Here is a 19,966-nt window from a genome sequence, read left to right on the forward strand (position 1 = left end):
GAGTAAAGCCATCTGCGGGCCGGTAAGAAACGGTTGGGTATGGAGCTAAGGCTATTCGCGATTGATGCTCATGAAGTATTCCTCCACGGGCTTTATCTCCATCTTAGCGGTGATACCAGAGACGATGACGATATACCTGCCTACAGGGAGCTTCGCGGCGGGTAAATCTACACCAAGACTTTTATCAGATTTGATGACCTGCGGAGTGAGGTTTTGCCGACGCAATATCTCAATGCCGTTGAGCGTCCTCAGCACAACATTGAAACGAATAAATTGCGTTGGCGCCGGGTCACCTAATTGTAGGTGTAAATGTACGGTCGCGGCTTCGGCAGGTAAGGCAACCGGTTGCGCATTATTCGCAGCGCGCAAGTGCGCCGGTCGCAGCGTAGCCACAACGGTGCTAACAACGGCTTTAGTTGTGCCTCCGCTTAAAAGGGCCGGCGGATCATCTAACGAGGCTTGTAATTGATCGGCGACCTCGGCCAATGGATTCCGCTGTTTATTTGCCTCAGGCCGTTGTTTATCCGTTTTAGGGTGTAACTTAGACGGAAGTTTTTGCGTGGTCGCTTGTCGCGCCTCTTCTTGGGCGACTTGGGAGCGATAGGCTGAGACTTGATTGCTCAACATCCACACACCAAAGGACAGCACTGCCAGCGACGTGAGTGTCCAAAGAAAACCCAGTCTGGGCAGGAGAAAATCGTTGGCCCGGCGTGCGGAGAGAGCCAATAGCCCCGGTTTGACCGGTTTACTTGCCGTAGTGGTTTGTGTCGTTCCCTGATCCGCAATAAAGGTTAGTAATTTTCGCGTGGATTCGTATTTGCGGCGCCGGCGAGGCGTGGTCAGGAAATGATGTTCGAATTGCCGACGTTCAGCGGGCGCCAAAACATCATTCAGGTAATCGCAAATAACCTCTTCTTCCAACGCCAGCATTTCTTCATAAAAATGCGGCTCGCGGAAATAGCGAGTCTCAATTTGGCTTTGTTCTAACTCGGAGGCCGTCCCGAGCAGATAGCCAATGATAGCCTGATCTTCTCGCGCTCTCGTTTTCACGTGTTCACCTGCTCTAATTTCCCACGAAGGGTTATCGTTCGATTTGCCTACTGATTATGTGCTTGCGGATAGGTTTTCGTGGAGCTGTTGTCTCTCTGGGGGTAGTGAATTCTTCCGCACTGTAAAGTGCAGTCCGGCTTGAATCATTACATCTAGTTATAGCCACATCTCCGCAGCCAAAGCGCTGCCTGCACAAGCGAAAAACAAGCTTTACCAGCAAGGAGAAAGCACCTCGAACAGATTAGCGGCGGACTCCCGGTCAACTCTTTTTGCCTTCTTGCAGCTTCTTTTCATTGAGCCGTTTATTGATGCAGTCTTCGAGTGTCGCGCGTAACCGGTACACGCGCACGCGCAGGACATTGAGCGAAACGCCAAGCTTATTGGCCAGTGCAATCCGGTTATCAATCTTGGCTCGTTTTTCGGTTTGATAATACTGAATGACAAGTTCCTGGTTTTCCGGCGAAAGCTGTTTCAAACAATATTCAAAACACTCATACAGTTGTTCGCGACTACGGCGCTCGTCCAAGTCCTCTTCGACGGCCGCCAACTGTTCAAATTCTGGCGGGTCATCCTCTTGTTTACTTTGTTTGGGCAAAATCTCCAGTGCTAAACGTCGCGCCACGCCGTAACAATAATCCGGTAAGTTCCGGATGATCTCGCCTTCTTCCATGCGCCGGGCGACACGATTGAAAGTTTCGTCCGCCAAATCTTCGGCAAAGGCGCAACCGCGCCAATCAAAAAACGTCACGAGCACGCGGCGTAAATGTTCGTATTCATAGCCAGCCTGATCGCGGTCTTCATGCAATCCCTCCAACAATCTGTTGAAAGAGTCCGCACTCAAAGCCCAACCCTTTTCCCGGCGAGATGGTTCACTCACTCGTTGGTTCTTCCTCATAGCCTGCTTCGCACCTAAGCATTTTTGAGCGGGGCGCGCGCTTCGCAACGCGTCGCCCACAGCTAGACAGCTTCTTAAAGCGGGTGAATGATTGCCGGGAAGCAATCATTCATAGCACCAGTTTTGAGAGAGGGCTTATCAAGCGCAGTATTGCTGAGACAATGACCGCTCTCTCGCACTTTCCAGGCACCGTTCTGGATTTAGAAACGATGCCGCCTGCACCAAACTTTCCCGCCATCAGATTTACCCAGGAGTTTCTTCAACGACTGTGGTTAGAAAAATCGGGTTTCAGATGGCCTATTTGGTTCATTAGTTGGCTATGTCATCGGCACAGCCAACTCCTCAAATCGTTTTGTTTGCTGGCGCACAGGCTCGCCGGAATGTTTTGTATCGGCCGGTTTTGTAGCACCTGAGTGTCATTGCAGAACAGATAAGGACCGATAAATTGCAGCTTTGAAATGCTACAAAAACATGCATCGGGTTTTCTTGTGCGTTGAGCTTTCGTCCAATGAGATAGGATGCGAGCTTGCCACGAAAGTAGGGATCGTTTGGACGGGAATGCGGTTAAGTTGCTTTACAGTACCGGCAAACGTCCTACGCAATGCTGCGTAGCCCAAGAACGAATTGCCTCTTTTCGCCTTTGATTATTTTATAGCGACCGAAGCGTTTTAGGATTCGGAGGTGCTTCGGCTGTTGGGGACGGGCCGCAGTATAGACAAAGCGGTTGCTTAAATAAAGCCAAAATTTGAGCTATCGCAAACAAAATCAAGAATGCTGATGGTCACCCTGCCAAGAGGCGTTTACTTCGACACCTTAGGCCTTTTGATCTGGCTTTATAGTGGTAGCTTGGCTAAGCCGTGCCGGTAGGCGTAAATTGCCAGTTCAAACCGATCTCCGACATCCAGCTTGGAAAAGATGGAGGAAAGATGATGGCGAACAGTAATGACGCTGATGGAAAGCCGGTCGGCAATTTGCTGGTTGCGTAAGCCTTCACCGATTAAACCAATCACTTCACGTTCGCGCTCGGTCAATTGCGCAATCCGGGCCGCTTCGTCTGGTGTGGGAGGTTCAATTTGATGACTCCACATTTCCACCACTTCACGCTGCGGCGGACTGAGCCGCATTGGCGAAACCGCATGAGTCGCCATTGCCAGCACTTCCATCGGTTGGCCGGTTCGCACGCGCCAAAGATCGTTCAACACACGCGCCATCAAAGCCCCATCCAGCCAGACTTCGCCCACATTAACCTTGCGGATGGCTTTAACCAATATATCTGCTGCCTCCATTTTGCGCACGATTCCTACCGCCCCACGGCCTACTGCTTGATGATGGATATCCAAATCGTAAACGCCGGTCAAAATCAAGACGCGGGCATGCGGGGCAACGGCGAGCAACTCTGGCAAGCAGTCCAACCCATGTGTCGCGCCCAAATCCAGATCAAGCAAAATAATGTCGGGCTGTTCGCGGGCCGCCAAGGCGACAGCATCCTGGCAGGTCGCTGCTTCTCCGGCGACGGTCAATCCCGCCTGGTTCTCCAAAAGCAGACGTAAGCCTTCACGGACGATCACTTGATCATCCACTAACAGTAGTCGAATCGCGGGTACAGTAGTCGTGGCTAGCATGTTCATGAATCCGGTTGATGGCGAAATGCGCGGGTTTATGCTGCGGCACTTGCAACACGCGGCAGCTCACGCCAATGGGGGCAATCCTCAACCTGCTCGACTAGCAAGACAGGCACAAATTCAAATTGAAAATAACGGAGTAAATGAAGGGGGAATACAAAGGAAGCTGAGCGTCAGTGAGACCTGTTCACAATCACACCAGGAAACCGGGTTCGGTAGACCGTTTACAAACTATCTCCCGCATAACCATACTGCGCAAGTTGCATGAAAATGTATGTGAATTCTGGTTTGGAAACTCTGTCGCTCTTGAATGTCTTTTATGGACGGCGACAGATATAGCTGCTAAATGCCTGATCGTCAAGGCGGCACGAAAGGTAACCCGCGCCCTGTGATTGAATTGACAAAATTTCGGCATGCGCAGACATCCACCATCCAGCAGGACAGTCAGGGCGGTTGAGTATTAAAGTCGGAAAAAGATTTACTAAATTCTGGCTAAAGGATAATTCTCCTTAGTTAAGAACGATTGTCGCTTGCACCAAAAAAAGAGTGCGCTTACAATCCGCGCCCAGGCAGATCAGTGCTCATAGTTCCACAGTCCCAAAATCCAGCAGCACATTTGTCAAGATAGCTTTTGTTCCGGTCTTGGCCGTTTCGTACTGGGCGGCCATGGTGGGGTGTGTCTGGGAAAGTACACCCAGGTTTGGATCAGTGCGGACTGGTTGAGGAACTATGCGTCACTGCCTCTCCTCACAACCAGACGGCCACTTGATTCACGGGAAGCGCAACAAGGTAGAGAATGAACGGCAAACAAGCGAAGGCCCTCCTCATCGAAGACGATCCGCTTTATGCTCAAGCGATTCGCGGGCTATTTATGGCAAAGGGCGTCGCCTTTGAGTTGGAATGGGCCAGTAGTCTGGCTGCTGGACTGGCGCGTTTAGCGCAAAATGACATTGATATTGTCCTCCTCGACCTGGCCCTGCCTGATAGCGAAGGTTTAGAGACCTTCAACCGCATTCATCGTTCCGTCCCCGAACTGCCCGTCATCGTTTTAACCGCCACCAACAACGACGATATTGCTATCCAGGCTATGCAGGCGGGCGCGCAGGACTATCTGGTCAAGGGCGAAATCAACCGGCATTTGTTGCAGCGGGCGATGCGCTATGCCATCGAACGCCAGCGCAGCGAATCAGCGTTGCGCGAAAGTCAGCGCCTAATTCAAGAGATCGCTGACGTGACGCCCGAGATCATCGCCATTTATGATCTTGAAGAACAGCGTAGCGTTTACGTCAACCGCCAGCTTTCAAACATTCTCGGTTACAGCACTGGCCAATTAACACAACTGACACCCAAAGACTGGGTCGCACCAGATGACTACCCGCGCCTGAATGAGTTGTTTCAGCGCATCCGGAATTGTGCCGACGGCGAGATTCTGGAGATCGAATATCGCGCCAAACACGCCACCAGCAGTTGGCGCTGGTTGCACAGCGAGCTAACTGTCTTTGCCCGCCGTGAAGACGGTGAAGTGCGCCAGATTCTGATCTCTTCACACGATGTGACCGAACGGCGGCGGGCCGAAGAGGCTTTGCGGCAAAGTGAAGAGCGTTACCGCGATTTGGTGGAAAACAGCGGCTTATTGATCGGCACGCATGATGTCGAAGGCCGCTTTTTGAGCTTGAATCGCGCGACCTGGGAATTTTTTGGTGTGGATGAGGCGCGTGATTTACTGGGCCGGCGCATCAGCGATCAGGTGGCCTCGGAAGTGCGCGGCAAGTTCGAACAGTATCTGCAACGCATCGTTCAGGAGGGACGCGCGCAAGGCTTGATGCGCGTCAGGCTGCCGGGCGGCGGCGAACGCTTGCTGGAATTCGATAACTCGTTGCGGAAGGATGTGCCGGGCCAACCGGGTGTGATTCGGTATATCGCGCGCGATGTGACCGAGCGCCGTCAGGCCGAACGCAAAATCCGCGAGAGCGAAGAGCGCTTCCGCCTCATCGCCGAAAAATCCACCGACATGATCGGGCGTTATTCGGCGACTGGCGAAGTGCTCTATCTCTCGCCTGCCGTCGCGCGCATCCTCGGCTATGAGCCTGAAGATTGCGTGGGCCGTTCGATCTACGAATTCTTTCACGTCGAAGACGTCGAGGAAGTGCGGCGCGCGCATACCACGCTGCTCAACAGTCCGCTGACACAGAATGTAACCTATCGCTGCCGCCACAAAGACGGTCATTATGTTTGGTGTGAAAGCAATGCGCGGCTGGTGCGCCAACCCAGTGGCGCACAGGAAATCCTCGCCATCACGCGCGATGTTTCCGAACGGCGCGAGGCCGATGACGCGCTGCGCGAGAGCGAAGAGCGTTATCGCGATTTGTTCGAGAACGCCAACGACATTGTTTTTACCACCGACCTGCAAGGCAATCTGACTTCCTTCAACAAGGCTGGCGAATTGGTGACCGGCTTCACGCGCGAAGAAGTTTTGGAAAAAGGCGCGTTCGCCTCGTTCACGCCGGAGTTTCGCAAGATCGTGCGCGAGATGCTGGAAAAGAAACTGACCGGCAAATCCAAGACGCAATATGAATTGGAATTGACGGCCAAAGAAGGCCACCAACTGATCCTCGAAATCAGCGTGCGGCTCATCACCAAGAACGGCAAGCCCAGCGGTGTTCAGGGCATTGCGCGCGACATCACCGAACGCAAACGCGCCGACGCCGAGCGCGCCAAGTTGATGAAAGACCTCGAATCCGAACGCACGCTGTTACAAGCCGTGTTGCGGCAGATGCCTGCGGGCGTGCTGATCGTCGAAGCGCCTTCCGGCAAAGTCATTCTGGTCAATGAACAAGCCGCTCAGCTCATGCGGCGTTCGATGCAGGAATTGCGCGACGGCGTCAAATTCGAATTCTTCCATCTGGCCGGCAAGCGCTATCAACCGCACGAATGGCCATTGACGCGCGCGATTGACGCGGGCGAAGTCGTGACAAGTGAAGTCCTGCAAACCCGCCGCAGCGATGGCGCGGTCATCACCCTGCAAATCGAGGCCGCGCCCGTCCGCAATAAACGCGGGCGCATCGTGGCGGGCGTGATGGCCTTTAACGACATTACCGAGCGCCGTTTTGCCGAAGAGCAGATACGCGAACAGGCCGCGTTGCTCAACTGCGCCCAGGACGCCATCGCCGTGCAGGATTTAGAGGGCCGCGTGCTGTTCTGGAATCGCGGCGCCGAGCGGCTTTACGGCTGGTCATCGGCAGAGGTGTTGAATCAGCGTCTCGATGAACTGATCTATGCCAACGCGGAGTCGCAGCGCTTTCCTGAAACTCTGCGGCACCTGCAAGAGAAAGACGAATACAAAGTCGAACAGCGCCAACGCACCAAAGACCAGCGCGAGATTATTGTCGAGAGCCGCTACACCCTGGTGCGCGACGAAATCAGCCGCCCCAAATCCGTGCTCGTCATCAACACCGACATCACCAGCCGCCAGCAGTTGGAAACGCAGGTCTTGCGCATGCAGCGCATGGAAAGCATCGGCTCGCTTGCCTCAGGCATCGCGCACGATTTGAACAACGCACTCGCGCCGATCCTGATGGCGCTGCACACACTGCAACAACGCTTCACCGATCAAAACAGCCAGCACTGGCTTAGTCTGATTCGCAAGAGCGCCGAACGCAGCCGCGATCTGGTGGATCAGGTGCTGACCTTTGCGCGCGGGGCCAGCGGCGAACGCTTGCCGCTGGACCTCGACGAGTTGCTGCTCGATCTGGCGGGCATCTTGAAAGAAACGCTGCCCAAGAATGTCAAGTTGGAAGCCAACGTGCCCGACAATCTGTGGCCGCTGACCGGCGATAAAACGCAAATTCATCAAGTGCTGATGAATCTCTGCATCAACGCGCGCGACGCCATGCCGGCAGGCGGCTTGCTGACGGTTAAGGCCGAAAATGTCCAACTCAAACAGGAAGACGTTTGGACTTACGAAGGCGTCAAACCCGGCCCCTTTGTGCGTGTGACTGTCACCGACACCGGCACGGGCATGTCGCCCGAAGTAATTGATCGCATCTTCGAGCCTTTCTATACCACCAAAGAGCCAGGCAAAGGTTCTGGCCTTGGGCTTTCGACCGCCTCCGGCATCGTGCGCGGCCACGGCGGCTATATCGAAGTGAAAAGCGAGATCGGCAAAGGCTCACGGTTCATCGTCTGCCTGCCCGCCGATGTCGAGGCCGATCAGCAACCGGAAGAACCGGCGGCCTTGATTCTGGCCGTAGACGACGAGCCAACCTTATTGGAAGTCACCACGGCGACGCTTGAAACCGCTGGCTATCGTGTGCAGGGGGCCAGCGACGGACACGCGGCTCTCGCGGCCTATCGCCAACGTCCGAAAGAATTCAAAATCGTCTTGATGGACATGGCCATGCCAGGCTTGGACGGCATGACGGCCAGCCAGGCGATGCAGGACATTAATCCGGACGTAAAAATCATCGCCACCAGCGGCTTGCGCTCGCAACAAAACATCGAAGACGCCAAGCGCGTGGGCGTCAAGGCTGTTTTGTGGAAGCCCTATACTGCTGACGAATTGCTGGATAAAATCGCTGAAGTGATTCGGCAATAAACGCCGCCCTGCCCCAGCAAGCCGCAGAAACTGCTTGCGCGGCATGGGCGAACTCCCTACAATCGCGCGCATCCCTAAATTGATCTGACTGGCATCCTCGCTTAACTGGTCTCACTGGTCATCGGGTACGTTGGCGGCGCGAAGTCGCCTTTGAGCTTCCGGCACATTCGATACAAGGCTCTTGCTCGCCCGGGCCGGAGCGCCCCACACAAATTTCGTTACCCTCGTTTGCAATTGTTTGTTTGCTGGGCTTTGCTCGGCGCAAGTTCTTTTTACTGGTTTGCGTCAACTGCCGCGCCTCCGGTTGAGGCTTGGCTGGGTTCGCCAAATTCAAATGTGGTGCCGTTTCCAGGATAGGTGTGAAGATGTCAAAAAAGGTTTTGGTGATTGAGGATGACCGCTTGCACAACCAAGTGGTCGCGGGGCTGGCGCAAGCGCAAGATAGCGCCTTTGAATTTGAATTTGCCGAGCGGCTCTCGACCGGCTTGGCGCGGTTGGATAAAGGCGGCATTGATGTAGTGCTGCTCGATCTGGCGATGTCTGATGCCGAAGACCTCGCCATTCTGATCGAAGCGAAACAACAACAATCTTCGCTACCGATTATTGTGCTCACACCCAATAGCAATCAGGAAACGGCGCGGCGCGCCCTGCAAGCGGGCGCGCAAGAATGTCTGCCCAAAGCGCAGCTCGATCAAACTTCGTTACGCAGCGCGTTGCAATCGGCGGTCAGCAGCCGTGTGGCTGAAGTAGATGACCTAGGAAAAGCTGCTTCAAGTAAAGGAAGTGGCGCAAGTGGTGGAAATGAAAGCGGTGGCAGCCCTGGTAACGAGGGCAAACCGGAAGGCGAAGGTGAAAAGGTGTTGGTGGAATTGAAGGGACAAGCCTTGATTGACGAACAGAGCCGCGCGGCGTTGCGGGCCGTTGAAGAGCGTTACCGCACGCTGGCCGAACATTCAACCGAAGTGATTGCGCGTTGCGCGCTCGATGGGCGTTGTCTGTATGTTTCGCCCTCGGCGCGGCGCATCCTCGGCTATCAGGCCGAGGCTTTGTTTAACAAACCGTTCCAGCTTTTCGTCCATCCCGAAGACAAAGAGAAGGCGGAGGCTTTGCGGCTGCGCGCCTTGGGTGAAAATCACGCCAGCGAAACCTATCGCTATCGCCATCAGGACGGCCATACGCTTTGGCTGGAAACCGAAGCCCGGCTGATGCGCAACCCGCAAACCGGCGCGCCGCACGAAATCGTTTTTGTCGCCCGCGACATCACCCATCGCAAACAGGCCGAAAAACAAATGCGCCAGCAGGCCGCCTTGCTCGACAGCGCGCGCGACGCCATCTTGATGACCGATCTCGACGACCGTGTCGAATTGTGGAGCAAAGGCGCCGAGCGCATTTACGGCTGGACGGCGGAAGAGGCGCTGGGCCAAACGCTGGGCAAATTGTTTTACCCCGAAGGCTCGCCCAAATTCGATCAGGCGCGCGGCAAAGCTCTTGAACACGGCGAATGGTCGGGCGAAACCAAACAGCGCACCAAAGAGGGCCGCGAAATCACCGTCGAGGGCCGCTGGACACTGGTGCGCGACGAAGCCGGTCAGCCCAAATCCTTCCTCGTCATCAACACCGACATCACCGACCGCAAACGCATTGAAGCGCACCTGCTGCGCGCCCAGCGTATGGACAGCATCGGCGCACTCGCTTCAGGCATCGCGCACGATTTGAACAACGTGCTCGCGCCCATCCTGATGTCGCTGCGTCCGCTGCAACAAAAGCTTGCCGACGATAATTCGCAACGCTGGCTCTCGCTGATTCAAAAAAGCGCCGAACGCGGCAAAGACCTGATCGGCCAGGTGCTCACTTTCGCCAAAGGGACGACCGGCGAACAGGCCCCGTTGCAACTGACGCATCTGATCAAAGACATTGCGCGCATCCTCAAAGAGACGCTGCCGCGCAACATCGAACTCGATACCGAATTGCAGAGCGATCCGCCCTACGTCATTGGCGACACCACGCAGTTGCACCAGATGCTGATGAATCTGTGTCTGAACGCGCGCGACGCCATGCCCCAAGGCGGGCACTTGCGCATCGAACTGGAAAGCCTGCTGCTGACTGAAAAAGAAGTGCCGCCGCAAACCGGCATTACGCCGGGCCGGTTCATCCGCGTCACCGTTAGCGACACGGGCACCGGCATTCCCGCCGACCTGTTGGATCGCATCTTCGATCCGTTCTTTACGACCAAAGAGCACGGCAAAGGCACCGGCCTCGGCCTTTCGATTGCCATCGGCATCGTGCGCAGCCACGGCGGTTTTATTGACGTGACCAGCGAAGTCAACAAGGGCACGCAATTCAAAATCTACCTACCCGCCAGCGACGCCGTCGCCGCTGACATAGACGAAGAGCCGGAAGACGACATGACCGCCGGGCACGGCGAATTGGTGCTGGTCGTGGACGACGAAGAGAACATCCGCGAAGTCGTCGAGGCCACGTTGCTGGCTTCAGGCTACCGTGTCTTAACGGCAGAAGACGGCGAAGTGGCGCTGCGCCTTTACGAACAGCATCAAGGCGAAATCAAAGTCGTCTTGACCGATCTGATGATGCCCAAAAAAGACGGCGTGACCGCCATCCGCGAAATGCGCGCGCTCAATCCGCAGGTCAAAGTTATCGTCACCACCGGCGTCAAACTCTCCGGCTATCACGCCGAGGCTAACAAAGTCGGCTTCGGCGTTTTTCTGCCCAAGCCTTATACCGCCGATGAATTGCTGACGGCACTCGATAAGGTGTTGCGGAAGGAACAGTAGCCGGTTGTCGGTTGTCAGTAGTCGGTAGTCGGTAGTAATTTGTCGGCGTCCGGCAGCGGCCTAAACTGAAAAGCAATGGTGCTGACAACTGCTAACCGGCAACTAACCACCGAGAACTAATAACCGACTACCGAATACTGACTACCGACTACCGAAATGCAAAATCCACCCTTGCTCTCGATCTTGATGCCTGTTTACAACGAGGCCAAGACCATCCACGAAATCATCAAAAAAGTCGAAGATGCCAACATTGGCGACGTCCGTAAGGAACTGATCATTGTTGACGATGGCTCAAAAGACGGCACCCGCGATGTCCTGCGCGAGATGAGCCAGACCTCGCCCCACAAGATTTATTTTCACGGCCAGAATATGGGCAAAGGCGCGGCCTTGCGCACGGCGCTGCATTACGCCACCGGCGATGTCGTTCTCATCCAAGACGCCGATCTGGAATACGATCCGGCTGAGTATGGCGAACTCATTAAACCCGTCATTGAGGGCAAGGCCGATGTGGTTTATGGCTCACGCTTGACGGGGGGGAAGGTGGGGCGCGCGTTCAATTTTTGGCACTACCTCGGCAACAAGCTGCTGACCTTTATCACCAACATCCTTTACAACGCGATCCTCTCGGACATGGAGACCTGTTACAAAGTCTTCCGCGCCGATGTCATCAAGAGCTTCTTGATCAAATCGAACCGCTTCGATTTCGAGCCGGAGATCACCGCCAAAGTACTCAAACGCAAATACAAGCTCTATGAAATGCCCATCTCGTATTACGGGCGCGATTTTGCCGAAGGCAAGAAGATCACCTGGCGCGACGGCTTCGCGGCAGTGTGGGCGCTGGTGAAGTATCGGTTTGTGGATTGACCTGGGTGCGCAGGCATCCCTGCCTGCGGCGTGGCGTCAGACGGGCACATGCTGACAGGCATCCCTCTGGCTTTATTTCGTCTGACGCCCTGCCGCAGGCAGGGATGCCTGCGCACCCAGGTTGTCCGGCGCTTCCAATTGCAATGGCACACCCGGCGACACCGCGTCACCAAACAACAACCGCAATTCAGTCCTTCCCACAGGCGTCTCTGGCGGAATCAGCAAATTGACCTGATGCCCGCCAAACCGCGCATCCGCGCCGACGTAACTCGGTTCGATTACCTGTTCACCAATCTGCAACCGAACATTCTCGACACTCGCTCCGGCGGGCAAGTATTTGACGTAAAGCATCACCCAGGCTTTTGCGCCGCGCGTGTGTACATCCGTGCCGTAATCGCTGGCGTTGCGCACGGTCACGATCACGGGTCTCAGCGGCTCCGGCTCGCAGAGCGAAAGCAACCCCGGTGCGCTTGGTTTATCGCCCGCCTGGCGCGCTCGTACTTCAACACAGCCGACAGCCAAACCCGCCGGTAGCCACGCCTCGACTTGCCAAAATGACGCACTCCAATCGCCATCCACCGGCCCGACGTAGCAGGGCAGGAGTGTGTGCTCGCCAAGTTCGACCACGACCGAATTGGCGTCCGCCGTTGACTCCAGGCCCTCCAACACCAAAGACAGACAGGCGTGATCGCCGCTGATGGGAACCTGCTTGAGCGCGCGGTTGTCGTGGCGGCCCGCTTCCACGATTCGCAACGATACGTGGCGGTCGCTTTGACCGTCTGGCCGCTTGCGCCATGTCACCCAGCAATACTGCGTGCCCGCGTCAAAGAGCCGCAGCAATTGCGCGCCCAACTCTCGTGCCGTTTGCCGCAACGCGCTTTCCGGCAAGGCCGCACCCGTCCAAGTGTCGTGTGCCTGTTCTAAAAACGCCGCATCCGCCGTGCTGTTGACGCCGAACTTGCAGATTCCGCCCGGTTTCAACACGCGAAACGCATCCACTAAATTCGCGCGAATCACCGCCGCGCTCGGCACGTGCTGAAACACATACGCCGAAAAGACCAGATCGAAATAATCACTGGGCAACGCCGCAAAATCGCAGCCGCTGGTCTCGTGGCAATGCACGTTGGGGAAGGCGCGCAAGCGTTCGCGCGCCTGTCGAATCATCTCACCCGAAACGTCCACGGCGTGGACTTTGCCAAACAGTCCGGCCAGATGTTTGGTCATACGCCCGATGCCACAACCGATTTCCAGCACGCGCAATTTGCTTGGAGCGCGGCCCTGTGTCAGGAAACCCAGTTCGGCGCGCAACAGCTTGTCCACTTCGGCACGGCCCGTCTCGTCAAATTCCGCCTCGTCTTGTTCGACGCGGACGGTGTTGATGTACCACTTGGCGTTTTCGCGCGCGCGCGCGTTCCAATCGCGTTTCATCACGCTGCTGTAGTCATTGCTGATTGGTTCACTCATCGGCGAGCAAAGTACTACAGGCGCTGGGCGGAATTAAAGGCGACCTGGGTACGCACCGCTGCCAGCGTGCGGCCATCGCGGCAGGCGGGACAAGGCCGGAGGATTTCCTTTCAGCCTCAATCGGTATAACGCCGAGTCTGCACGCTGGCAGCGGTGCGTACCCAGGCTTCCCTTGTCACTGCTTCAACCTCTGTTGTACCTTGCCCGCGCCTATGACAACTCAATTCACACCCTTACCCCAAGCGGACAGCGCCTTGCGCGAACGGCTTGCCGCAGTGATAGACGAACAGCGCGATGCTTTTTTTGCCAGCGGCTGGTGGCACAGCATTGATCTGGGCCAGGGCCGCATCACGCCCGGCGTGCACAAGTTGGAAGAGCTGCGCGACAACTACACGCGCTTTGGCTTGCCCGAAGATTTGACCGGCAAACGCTTGCTCGACATCGGCTGTTGGGATGGCTTCTATACCTTTGAAGCCGAACGGCACGGCGCGCAGGTGACTTCAGTAGACGTCTTTCAGCCGCAGACCTATTTTGCCGCGCGGCGCGAACTGCAATCCAAAGCCGAATTTCATGAGTTGAGCGTTTACGAACTCGACCGCGAAAAGCTTGGCGCTTTCGACATCGTGCTGTTCCTCGGCGTGCTCTATCACCTCAAACATCCGCTGCTGGCGCTCGAACGCCTCTGCGCCATGACCAAAGACGTCGCCATTATCGAAACGCATGCCGTAGACAACATCTTTCCCACCGAGCGCCCGGTCATGGAGTTTTACGAGATTGATCAACTCGGCGGGCAATACGACAACTGGTGGGGGCCGAATAGCACTTGCGTGATACAACTGGCGCGCGCCGCCGGGTTCGTGCGCGCCGAACCGTTGCGGCTGGAACCCACGCGTGTTGCGGTCAAAGCCTATCGCAATTGGCCCGCGCCAGAATTGGAAGCCACGCCTTCCTTGCGCATTCGCCGCATCATCAACGCCTGCACCGATGAGGTGTGCTTCCCACGCATAGGCCGCCACGCCTATCTGGCGCTGATGGTCGAAGGCTTGCCCGTTGACGCTCAGCGTGAAAACGTGCGGCTGGAGATTGGGGGCTTCGGTTCCTTCGCCGTCTATTTCGGCGTATCGCGGCATGCGGAAGATGCGGGCTGTGTGCAAATCGCCGTGCCGATTCCGCCGGGGTTGAATGCTGGCAACGTAGTGGTGCGCCTGTGGTACGAACGCCAGCGCGCGGCGGACGCTGAGATTGAATTGATCGAAGGCAGTGAGTGGTAGAAGCCATGTACAGCAGGCTGCCAGCCTGCTGCTGCCGTGCCAATGGCGGAATGGCAGCAATTATGGCGCTATGGTGAGTTATCAGCAGGCTGGCAGCCTGCTGTACATTTATCCGGGAGGAAATATCGTGGCTGACGAAGTGATTCTGACCCAAGTCGAAAACAAAGTGGCGACCCTGACATTCAATCGCCCCGAAAAATTGAATGCGTTATCGCGCGAGTTGTTGTCGCAATCCATCGAAGTGTTGAAACAATGGGGCCGCGACCCGGAAATAGGCGCCATTGTCGTCACCGGTGCGGGCCGCGCGTTTTGTGCGGGCGGCGATGTCGGCAATATGGCGAAGGAGAACGACGCGCCGCCGCAAACGCTGGAACAACAGATTGACGGCTTGCGCGAGATGCAGGAGCTTTCGTGGCTGCTTTACAACCTGCCGAAAGTCACCCTCGCCGCCGTCAACGGCCACGCAATGGGCGCGGGCTTGGGCGTTTGTCTGGCCTGCGATCTGCGCATCGCTTCGGAAAACGCTAAGTTCGGCACCGCGTATGCGAAGGTCGGTTTCGGCGGCGATTTCGGCACGACGTGGTTGCTGGCGCGTTATGCCGGCGCGCCCAAAGCCAAAGAGCTGTTCTTCCTCGGCGACATCATTGATGCAACGGAAGCGCACCGCATCGGCCTCATCAATCGCGTCTTGCCGCACGACAGTTTGCTGAGCGAGGTCCAAGCCATCGCCACGCGTATCGCCCACGGCCCGTTGACCAGCTATCGCTATATGAAAGCCAACGTCAATCTGGCAATGACGACCGACTTCCGCACGCTGCTGGATCGTGAAGCCGAAACGCACCTACGCTGTGGGCAGACCGAAGACCACAAGGAAGGCGTGCGCGCCTTTCTCGAAAAACGTCCGCCGAATTTTTCAGGCCGCTAAACCGGGACGGTACCGCGCGCGTCAGCAAGCGGCGCGTCACTGCTGGCGGATTGGCGTAAGAGTAGAGCCTCCGCTTACTGACGCGCGCGGTACCGTCCCGATCTCAGGAGCAAATCATGGAATTCCGCGAGATCATTTACGCCAAAGACCAGCACGTCGCCACCATCACACTCAATCGTCCGGCCAAGCTGAACGCCTATTCCGAAGTGATGGTGCACGAGCTGTTGGCCGCGCTGGCCGATGCGCGCGATGACGACGCGGTGCGCGCCGTGATTCTGACCGGCGCGGGGCGAGGCTTTTGTTCGGGCGGCGACATCTCGACCGACTTTCAATATCCGGCGCGCTATCGCGGCCATAAGATGGAAGCCATGCTCGAAATGCGTGAGAACATGCACGTGCTGGTCAAATTCCTGCGCCGCTTCGACAAGCCTACGATAGCCGCCGTCAATGGCGCGGCGGTCGCGGGCGGGCTGACGTTGGCGTTGTGTTGTGACTTTCGCATTGCTGCCGAGAGCGCGAAGCTGGGCGATACGAGTTTGAAGTTCGCCCTGATTCCCGATGAAGGCGGCGCGTATCTGTTCCCCAAATTCATGGGTTTGGAAAAGGCGCTCAAGATGTCGCTCTTTTCCGAAGTCTACCCGGCGCGGCAGGCCAAGGAACTCGGCTTGGTGACGGAAGTCGTGCCGGATGCGGAGTTGATGGCGACCGCACGGGCGTGGGCGGAACGCCTCGCTGCCGGGCCGCCGATTGCTATCCGCATGACCAAACGCATGATGTATAAGCAGCAGACGATGGATTTGGAGAACGCGCTCGAAGACGCCGCGCTCAGCGTGATGGTGACGAACTATTGCGAAGACGTGAAGGAAGGCACGGCGGCTTTTCACGAGAAGCGGCAGCCGCAATTCAAGGGCAAGTAACGCTGAAAATTTCAAGAAGCAGAGTTTCCGAATTGAACCCGCGAAGCGGGTGGCCGGAATATAGCCCAGGGTGAAGGCGCAGCCGGAACCCTGGGAATAGATGCCAATCGTCAACAAGCCCGTGAAACGGGCGACAGACAATGATCCGTCGCCCGTTTCACGGGCTTGTCATTTACGCGCTCGACACTGACGCCCTGGGCTTTATGCTGCCACCCGCATTCGCGGGCTGGTAAGCGTCTACCGCATAAACCTGCGCCGGACAGCCAGCGCCAAGAGGGCGGCTTGGGCCGGGCCGAGGACGGTTTCCAGGGAGACCAGGAAGCTGCTCCATAAGCCCTTCGGCTTTGGTTCGGGCTTTTGCAGGATGCTGACGTTGAACGAGTACAGCGCGGCTTCGCGCCAGCCCAGCCGTTTGGGCGGGAGGTCGGGCGCGGTGGGTGGCGCAGTGTTGGCAACGACGGTTGCCGGTGGCGCGGCGGTTGGGGCTGTGGGCACAAATTCGCTGCGCTTGTAACCGAGCGTTAAGAGGGCGAGCAGCGCCACGAAGACGAGAAAGGCGCGGCCTACGCTTTCCCCATAGCCGCTCGCCAGCCAATACCACCAATCCAGCCGCCAGGGCACGAAGCCGTGAAACTTCTCAATCCGGCGCGCTTCAAAGGCGTTGTAGCGAAAGCGGGAAGCCTCGTGATACCGATGGTTCGCTTCGGCATTGTCGGCAAGCTGTCGGTAGGTGATTGCCAACAGGCGATGTGGCGCGCTGACTTTGGCTTCACTTGCGCTCTTTAATTCTTCCTTCAGCCGGAAATTCCACTCAACGTCAACAAACTCAAACTTGCGGGAATCAACATTGATAAACCAATTCGGACGTAGAATCAGCGTATGAAACGAAACCCGCTCAGGCTTTTCGAACTTCGCAAATTGGAGGTCAAGGTACGCCTTCTCTCCCAAGGCTTTCCTCTCTTTTGAGCCAGCGAAATGGGCATAGTCTTTGAAGCTTGCGCCGTAGAAGTCAGCCTCCGCACTGAAGCTTGCGCCCATGAAGTAAGCATCCGCACTGAAGTTTGCGCCGCTGAAGCGGGCCTTCGCACTGAAGCTTGCGCCCTCGAAGTTGGCCTCCGCACTGAAGCTCGCGCGGCTGAAGTAAGCCTCCGCACTAAAGCTTGCGCCCATGAAGTAAGCCTCCGCGCTGAAGCTTGCTTTGCTGAAGGTGGCCTCCGTATCCGCACTGAAGCTTGCGCCGCTGAAGGTGGCCTCAGCACTGAAGCTTGCGTCGCTGAAGCTGGCATCCGCACTGAAGCTTGCGCCGCTGAAGCTGGCCTCAGCACTGAAGCTTGCGCCGCTGAAGCTGGCCTCAGCACTGAAGCTTGCTTCGATGAAGTAGGCCACCGCACTGAAGCTTGCGTCGCTGAAGTCGGCCTCAGCACTGAAGCTTGCGTCGCTGAAGTCGGCCTTAGCACTGAAGCTTGCTTTGTGGAAGTCAGCCTTTTCAGGGAACCACACACCATAAAAGTTGTAATCCTGTTCAGCCAATTTTTTGCTGATGGCAACACGGAAACCCTCAAGTTTATCTGTGCCAGGGTAATGCAGCACACAGTAGTTTTTGCCCTCGTGTTGCTTAAAGAAAGGCTGGTTTGTACAGGCAGATCGGTCCACCCATTCGCAGCCACAGGTGAAATCGTCACTGGCATTCAGCGTCTCAGGCGTGGCTGTGCCGGGATAATGCCGTAGACAGTAATGCTGCCCTGCGGCGTTCCTGAAGTAGCGCCCCGGCTGGCACTCCGCCCGCAAGTGTTCCGCACAGGCACAGATCGAATTGTTCTCGTCGGATGTCATAACAGCGTTTCAAAGTAAGGCAGAAGGAAGCCTTAAAGCTTCATATCTCTCAAGCTCTCCAACACAGTCAACGGGCCATCAAGCAGTTGGGTGCTGGATTCTTACCACAGGCTTGCAGCGGCGGACAATCCGTCTCTGTTCCAAGCGTTCATTCATTGCACGTCAGCAGGCCGCAATTCCGCCATCGCATTCGCCCGCGCCGGAAAAATGCGATCCCGCCAATGCAACAGCGGTTGTTCGATCAGCTTGCCCAGCGCCGCGCCGTACAAACAACTCAGCACGACGTAAACCGCCATCACGATGGCCCAGCGCGCCGTCACCGGCAGCCAGGGTTGCAGCGCTTCGTAAAACCATTTGTCGAAGCGGTAGCGGAACGGGTTCAAATGCCAGAGGTAGATGCTGTAACTGTGCAAGCCGACCCAGGCGATCAGGCGGGAGAGGCGGCTCGCCAGAAACTTGCCCAACAACCCTTCGCCCAGCGGCGTGAAGACGGTGGCCATCAGCAGCGCCGCGTAGCCCAAGCCCAACACAGTAAAGCCGGGCATGTAGAAAAACTCGCCGCCTTTTTCGGGCACGACGATGCCCGCCAGCACGAACAGCGCGCCGCCCAGCAGCAGCCAGCGCCGGTGTTGCAAGATGGATTTCAGCACTTCCGGGTGCAAGTGATTCAGATAGCCCAGCAGCACGCCGAAAAAGATGCCGTCGGTGCGCAGGTGCGTCGAGAAAAACAGGAACGTCCAGTTCAAGCCGAGCTGCTCTTTCATCTGCTGCGACACAATGCGCAGCGCCAGCCCCAGCGTCAGCATGCCAAAGGCGATCAGCGGAATGGCCGGAAAATGTTTGCCTTGGGCGGGCTGCAAGCATGGCGCAAACGTCAGGAAGGCCGTGATGATCGTCAGTTGCACGCCGAGGAAGAGCAGGAAGCGCGGGTTCAGATACGAGCGCAGATACTCTTGCATCTCCAACGGCGCGGCACCGAGCGTCAGCCAATGCAGCAGGAAATATGTCAGCGTCAGCAGCGCCGCATAGCCCGCGATCAGCAGCACGAAGACGCGCAGCGCCTTACGCCAATCAGGCTGCGGATTCGACGCGAGCGCGACGATGAAGGGTAGCGCCAGATAGAAATGCTCTTCGACGGCGAGGCTCCAGGTGTGCACGGCGGGCGTGAGCACGTAACTTTGCAGGTGCACAAAATTCGGCAGCATCAGCGCGAAGACCTGGCGCGGCGTGCCGTGCGTGCCTTCCCAAATGTAGGCCAGCAGCACAAAGACTACGTAAACGAAATAGGCCGGCCAGATTTTCAAGCCGCGCCGGATGAGGAAACGCACGGTGTCTATACGCCCGCTCTGCTTCCATTCTTTGAAGAGCAGGCCGCCAATCAGAAAACCGCTGAGCACAAAAAACAAATCAATCGCCGTCAGCCCGAACAAGCCCCACACGTGCGCGAAGCCTTCGAGCTTGCCTGCGAATTGCGGATACCACGTCGGATGGCGGCCCAGCACCATCAGGATGGCGAAGCCGCGAATGAAGTCGAGTTGCAGCGAACGGGATTGGTCGGCGTAGCGCCGCGTGGTGGATGCTTGCATCGTGGTGGGCAGTATAGGTCTTGCTGAATTTTTGCGGCAAGTGCGTTACTCTGGGTACGCACCGCTTCCAGCGTGCGGGCGTGGCGTCAGATAGAAAAATGCCGGAGGGGTTTCCTTCCAGCATCAGCCGGTCTGACATCACGCCGCAGGCAA

General features: G+C 56.8%; 13 protein-coding genes. 7 read left to right on the forward strand and 6 right to left on the reverse strand.

The window, feature by feature from the left end:
* Window positions 1–51: 51 nt before the first annotated feature.
* The 3 genes from HY011_20740 to HY011_20750 form a co-directional block, all read right to left on the reverse strand.
* Complete coding sequence (locus tag HY011_20740) at window positions 52–1,050, reverse strand: hypothetical protein (protein MBI3425368.1); 999 nt, start codon at window positions 1,048–1,050, stop codon at window positions 52–54.
* A gap of 259 nt (window positions 1,051–1,309) precedes the next feature.
* Entirely contained in the window at window positions 1,310–2,005 is a 696-nt protein-coding gene (locus HY011_20745; protein ID MBI3425369.1) for a sigma-70 family RNA polymerase sigma factor, read from the reverse strand.
* Between the two features lie 773 nt (window positions 2,006–2,778).
* Entirely contained in the window at window positions 2,779–3,573 is a 795-nt protein-coding gene (locus tag HY011_20750) for a response regulator transcription factor (GenBank protein ID MBI3425370.1), read from the reverse strand.
* A 790-nt stretch (window positions 3,574–4,363) separates the two neighbouring features.
* Between HY011_20750 and HY011_20755 the strand changes: the two genes are divergently transcribed.
* From HY011_20755 to HY011_20765, 3 genes are all read left to right on the forward strand, one after another.
* Complete coding sequence (locus HY011_20755; protein MBI3425371.1) at window positions 4,364–8,161, forward strand: PAS domain S-box protein; 3,798 nt, start codon at window positions 4,364–4,366, stop codon at window positions 8,159–8,161.
* A 365-nt stretch (window positions 8,162–8,526) separates the two neighbouring features.
* Entirely contained in the window at window positions 8,527–10,953 is a 2,427-nt protein-coding gene (locus HY011_20760; GenBank protein ID MBI3425372.1) for a PAS domain S-box protein, read from the forward strand.
* A 156-nt stretch (window positions 10,954–11,109) separates the two neighbouring features.
* Complete coding sequence (locus HY011_20765) at window positions 11,110–11,817, forward strand: glycosyltransferase family 2 protein (GenBank protein MBI3425373.1); 708 nt, start codon at window positions 11,110–11,112, stop codon at window positions 11,815–11,817.
* Window positions 11,818–11,889: 72 nt separating this feature from the next.
* On the opposite strand, the gene HY011_20770 is transcribed toward HY011_20765, so the two are convergent.
* A complete protein-coding gene (locus HY011_20770; GenBank protein ID MBI3425374.1) occupies window positions 11,890–13,281 on the reverse strand; it encodes a methyltransferase domain-containing protein in 1,392 nt (463 codons plus the stop codon).
* Window positions 13,282–13,493: 212 nt separating this feature from the next.
* Here HY011_20770 and HY011_20775 point away from each other — a divergent pair, with 212 nt between their 5' ends.
* The 3 genes from HY011_20775 to HY011_20785 all read left to right on the forward strand — a co-directional run bounded on the left by HY011_20775 (window position 13,494) and on the right by HY011_20785 (window position 16,394).
* Complete coding sequence (locus tag HY011_20775) at window positions 13,494–14,552, forward strand: DUF1698 domain-containing protein (GenBank protein ID MBI3425375.1); 1,059 nt, start codon at window positions 13,494–13,496, stop codon at window positions 14,550–14,552.
* A gap of 70 nt (window positions 14,553–14,622) precedes the next feature.
* The gene (locus HY011_20780) at window positions 14,623–15,477 is read left to right on the forward strand and encodes an enoyl-CoA hydratase (GenBank protein ID MBI3425376.1); all 855 of its coding nucleotides are present in this window, start codon (window positions 14,623–14,625) and stop codon (window positions 15,475–15,477) included.
* Window positions 15,478–15,593: 116 nt separating this feature from the next.
* Window positions 15,594–16,394 carry an enoyl-CoA hydratase/isomerase family protein gene (locus tag HY011_20785; protein ID MBI3425377.1) on the forward strand — a complete coding sequence of 267 codons (801 nt, stop codon included), beginning with the start codon at window positions 15,594–15,596 and terminating at the stop codon, window positions 16,392–16,394.
* 237 nt (window positions 16,395–16,631) lie between these two features.
* Here HY011_20785 and HY011_20790 read toward each other — a convergent pair whose 3' ends face one another.
* On the reverse strand, window positions 16,632–17,564 hold the full coding sequence (locus tag HY011_20790; GenBank protein ID MBI3425378.1) for a pentapeptide repeat-containing protein: 933 nt from the start codon (window positions 17,562–17,564) through the stop codon (window positions 16,632–16,634).
* Between the two features lie 28 nt (window positions 17,565–17,592).
* Here HY011_20790 and HY011_20795 point away from each other — a divergent pair, with 28 nt between their 5' ends.
* Window positions 17,593–17,775, forward strand: coding sequence for a hypothetical protein (locus HY011_20795; GenBank protein ID MBI3425379.1), 183 nt, complete (start codon window positions 17,593–17,595; stop codon window positions 17,773–17,775).
* Between the two features lie 604 nt (window positions 17,776–18,379).
* Here the strand turns inward: HY011_20795 and HY011_20800 are convergent.
* Window positions 18,380–19,813 carry an acyltransferase gene (locus HY011_20800; protein MBI3425380.1) on the reverse strand — a complete coding sequence of 478 codons (1,434 nt, stop codon included), beginning with the start codon at window positions 19,811–19,813 and terminating at the stop codon, window positions 18,380–18,382.
* Window positions 19,814–19,966 lie beyond the last annotated feature (153 nt).

The sequence above is a fragment of the Acidobacteriota bacterium genome (assembly GCA_016196035.1).
Lineage (GTDB): Bacteria > Acidobacteriota > Blastocatellia > RBC074 > RBC074 > JACPYM01.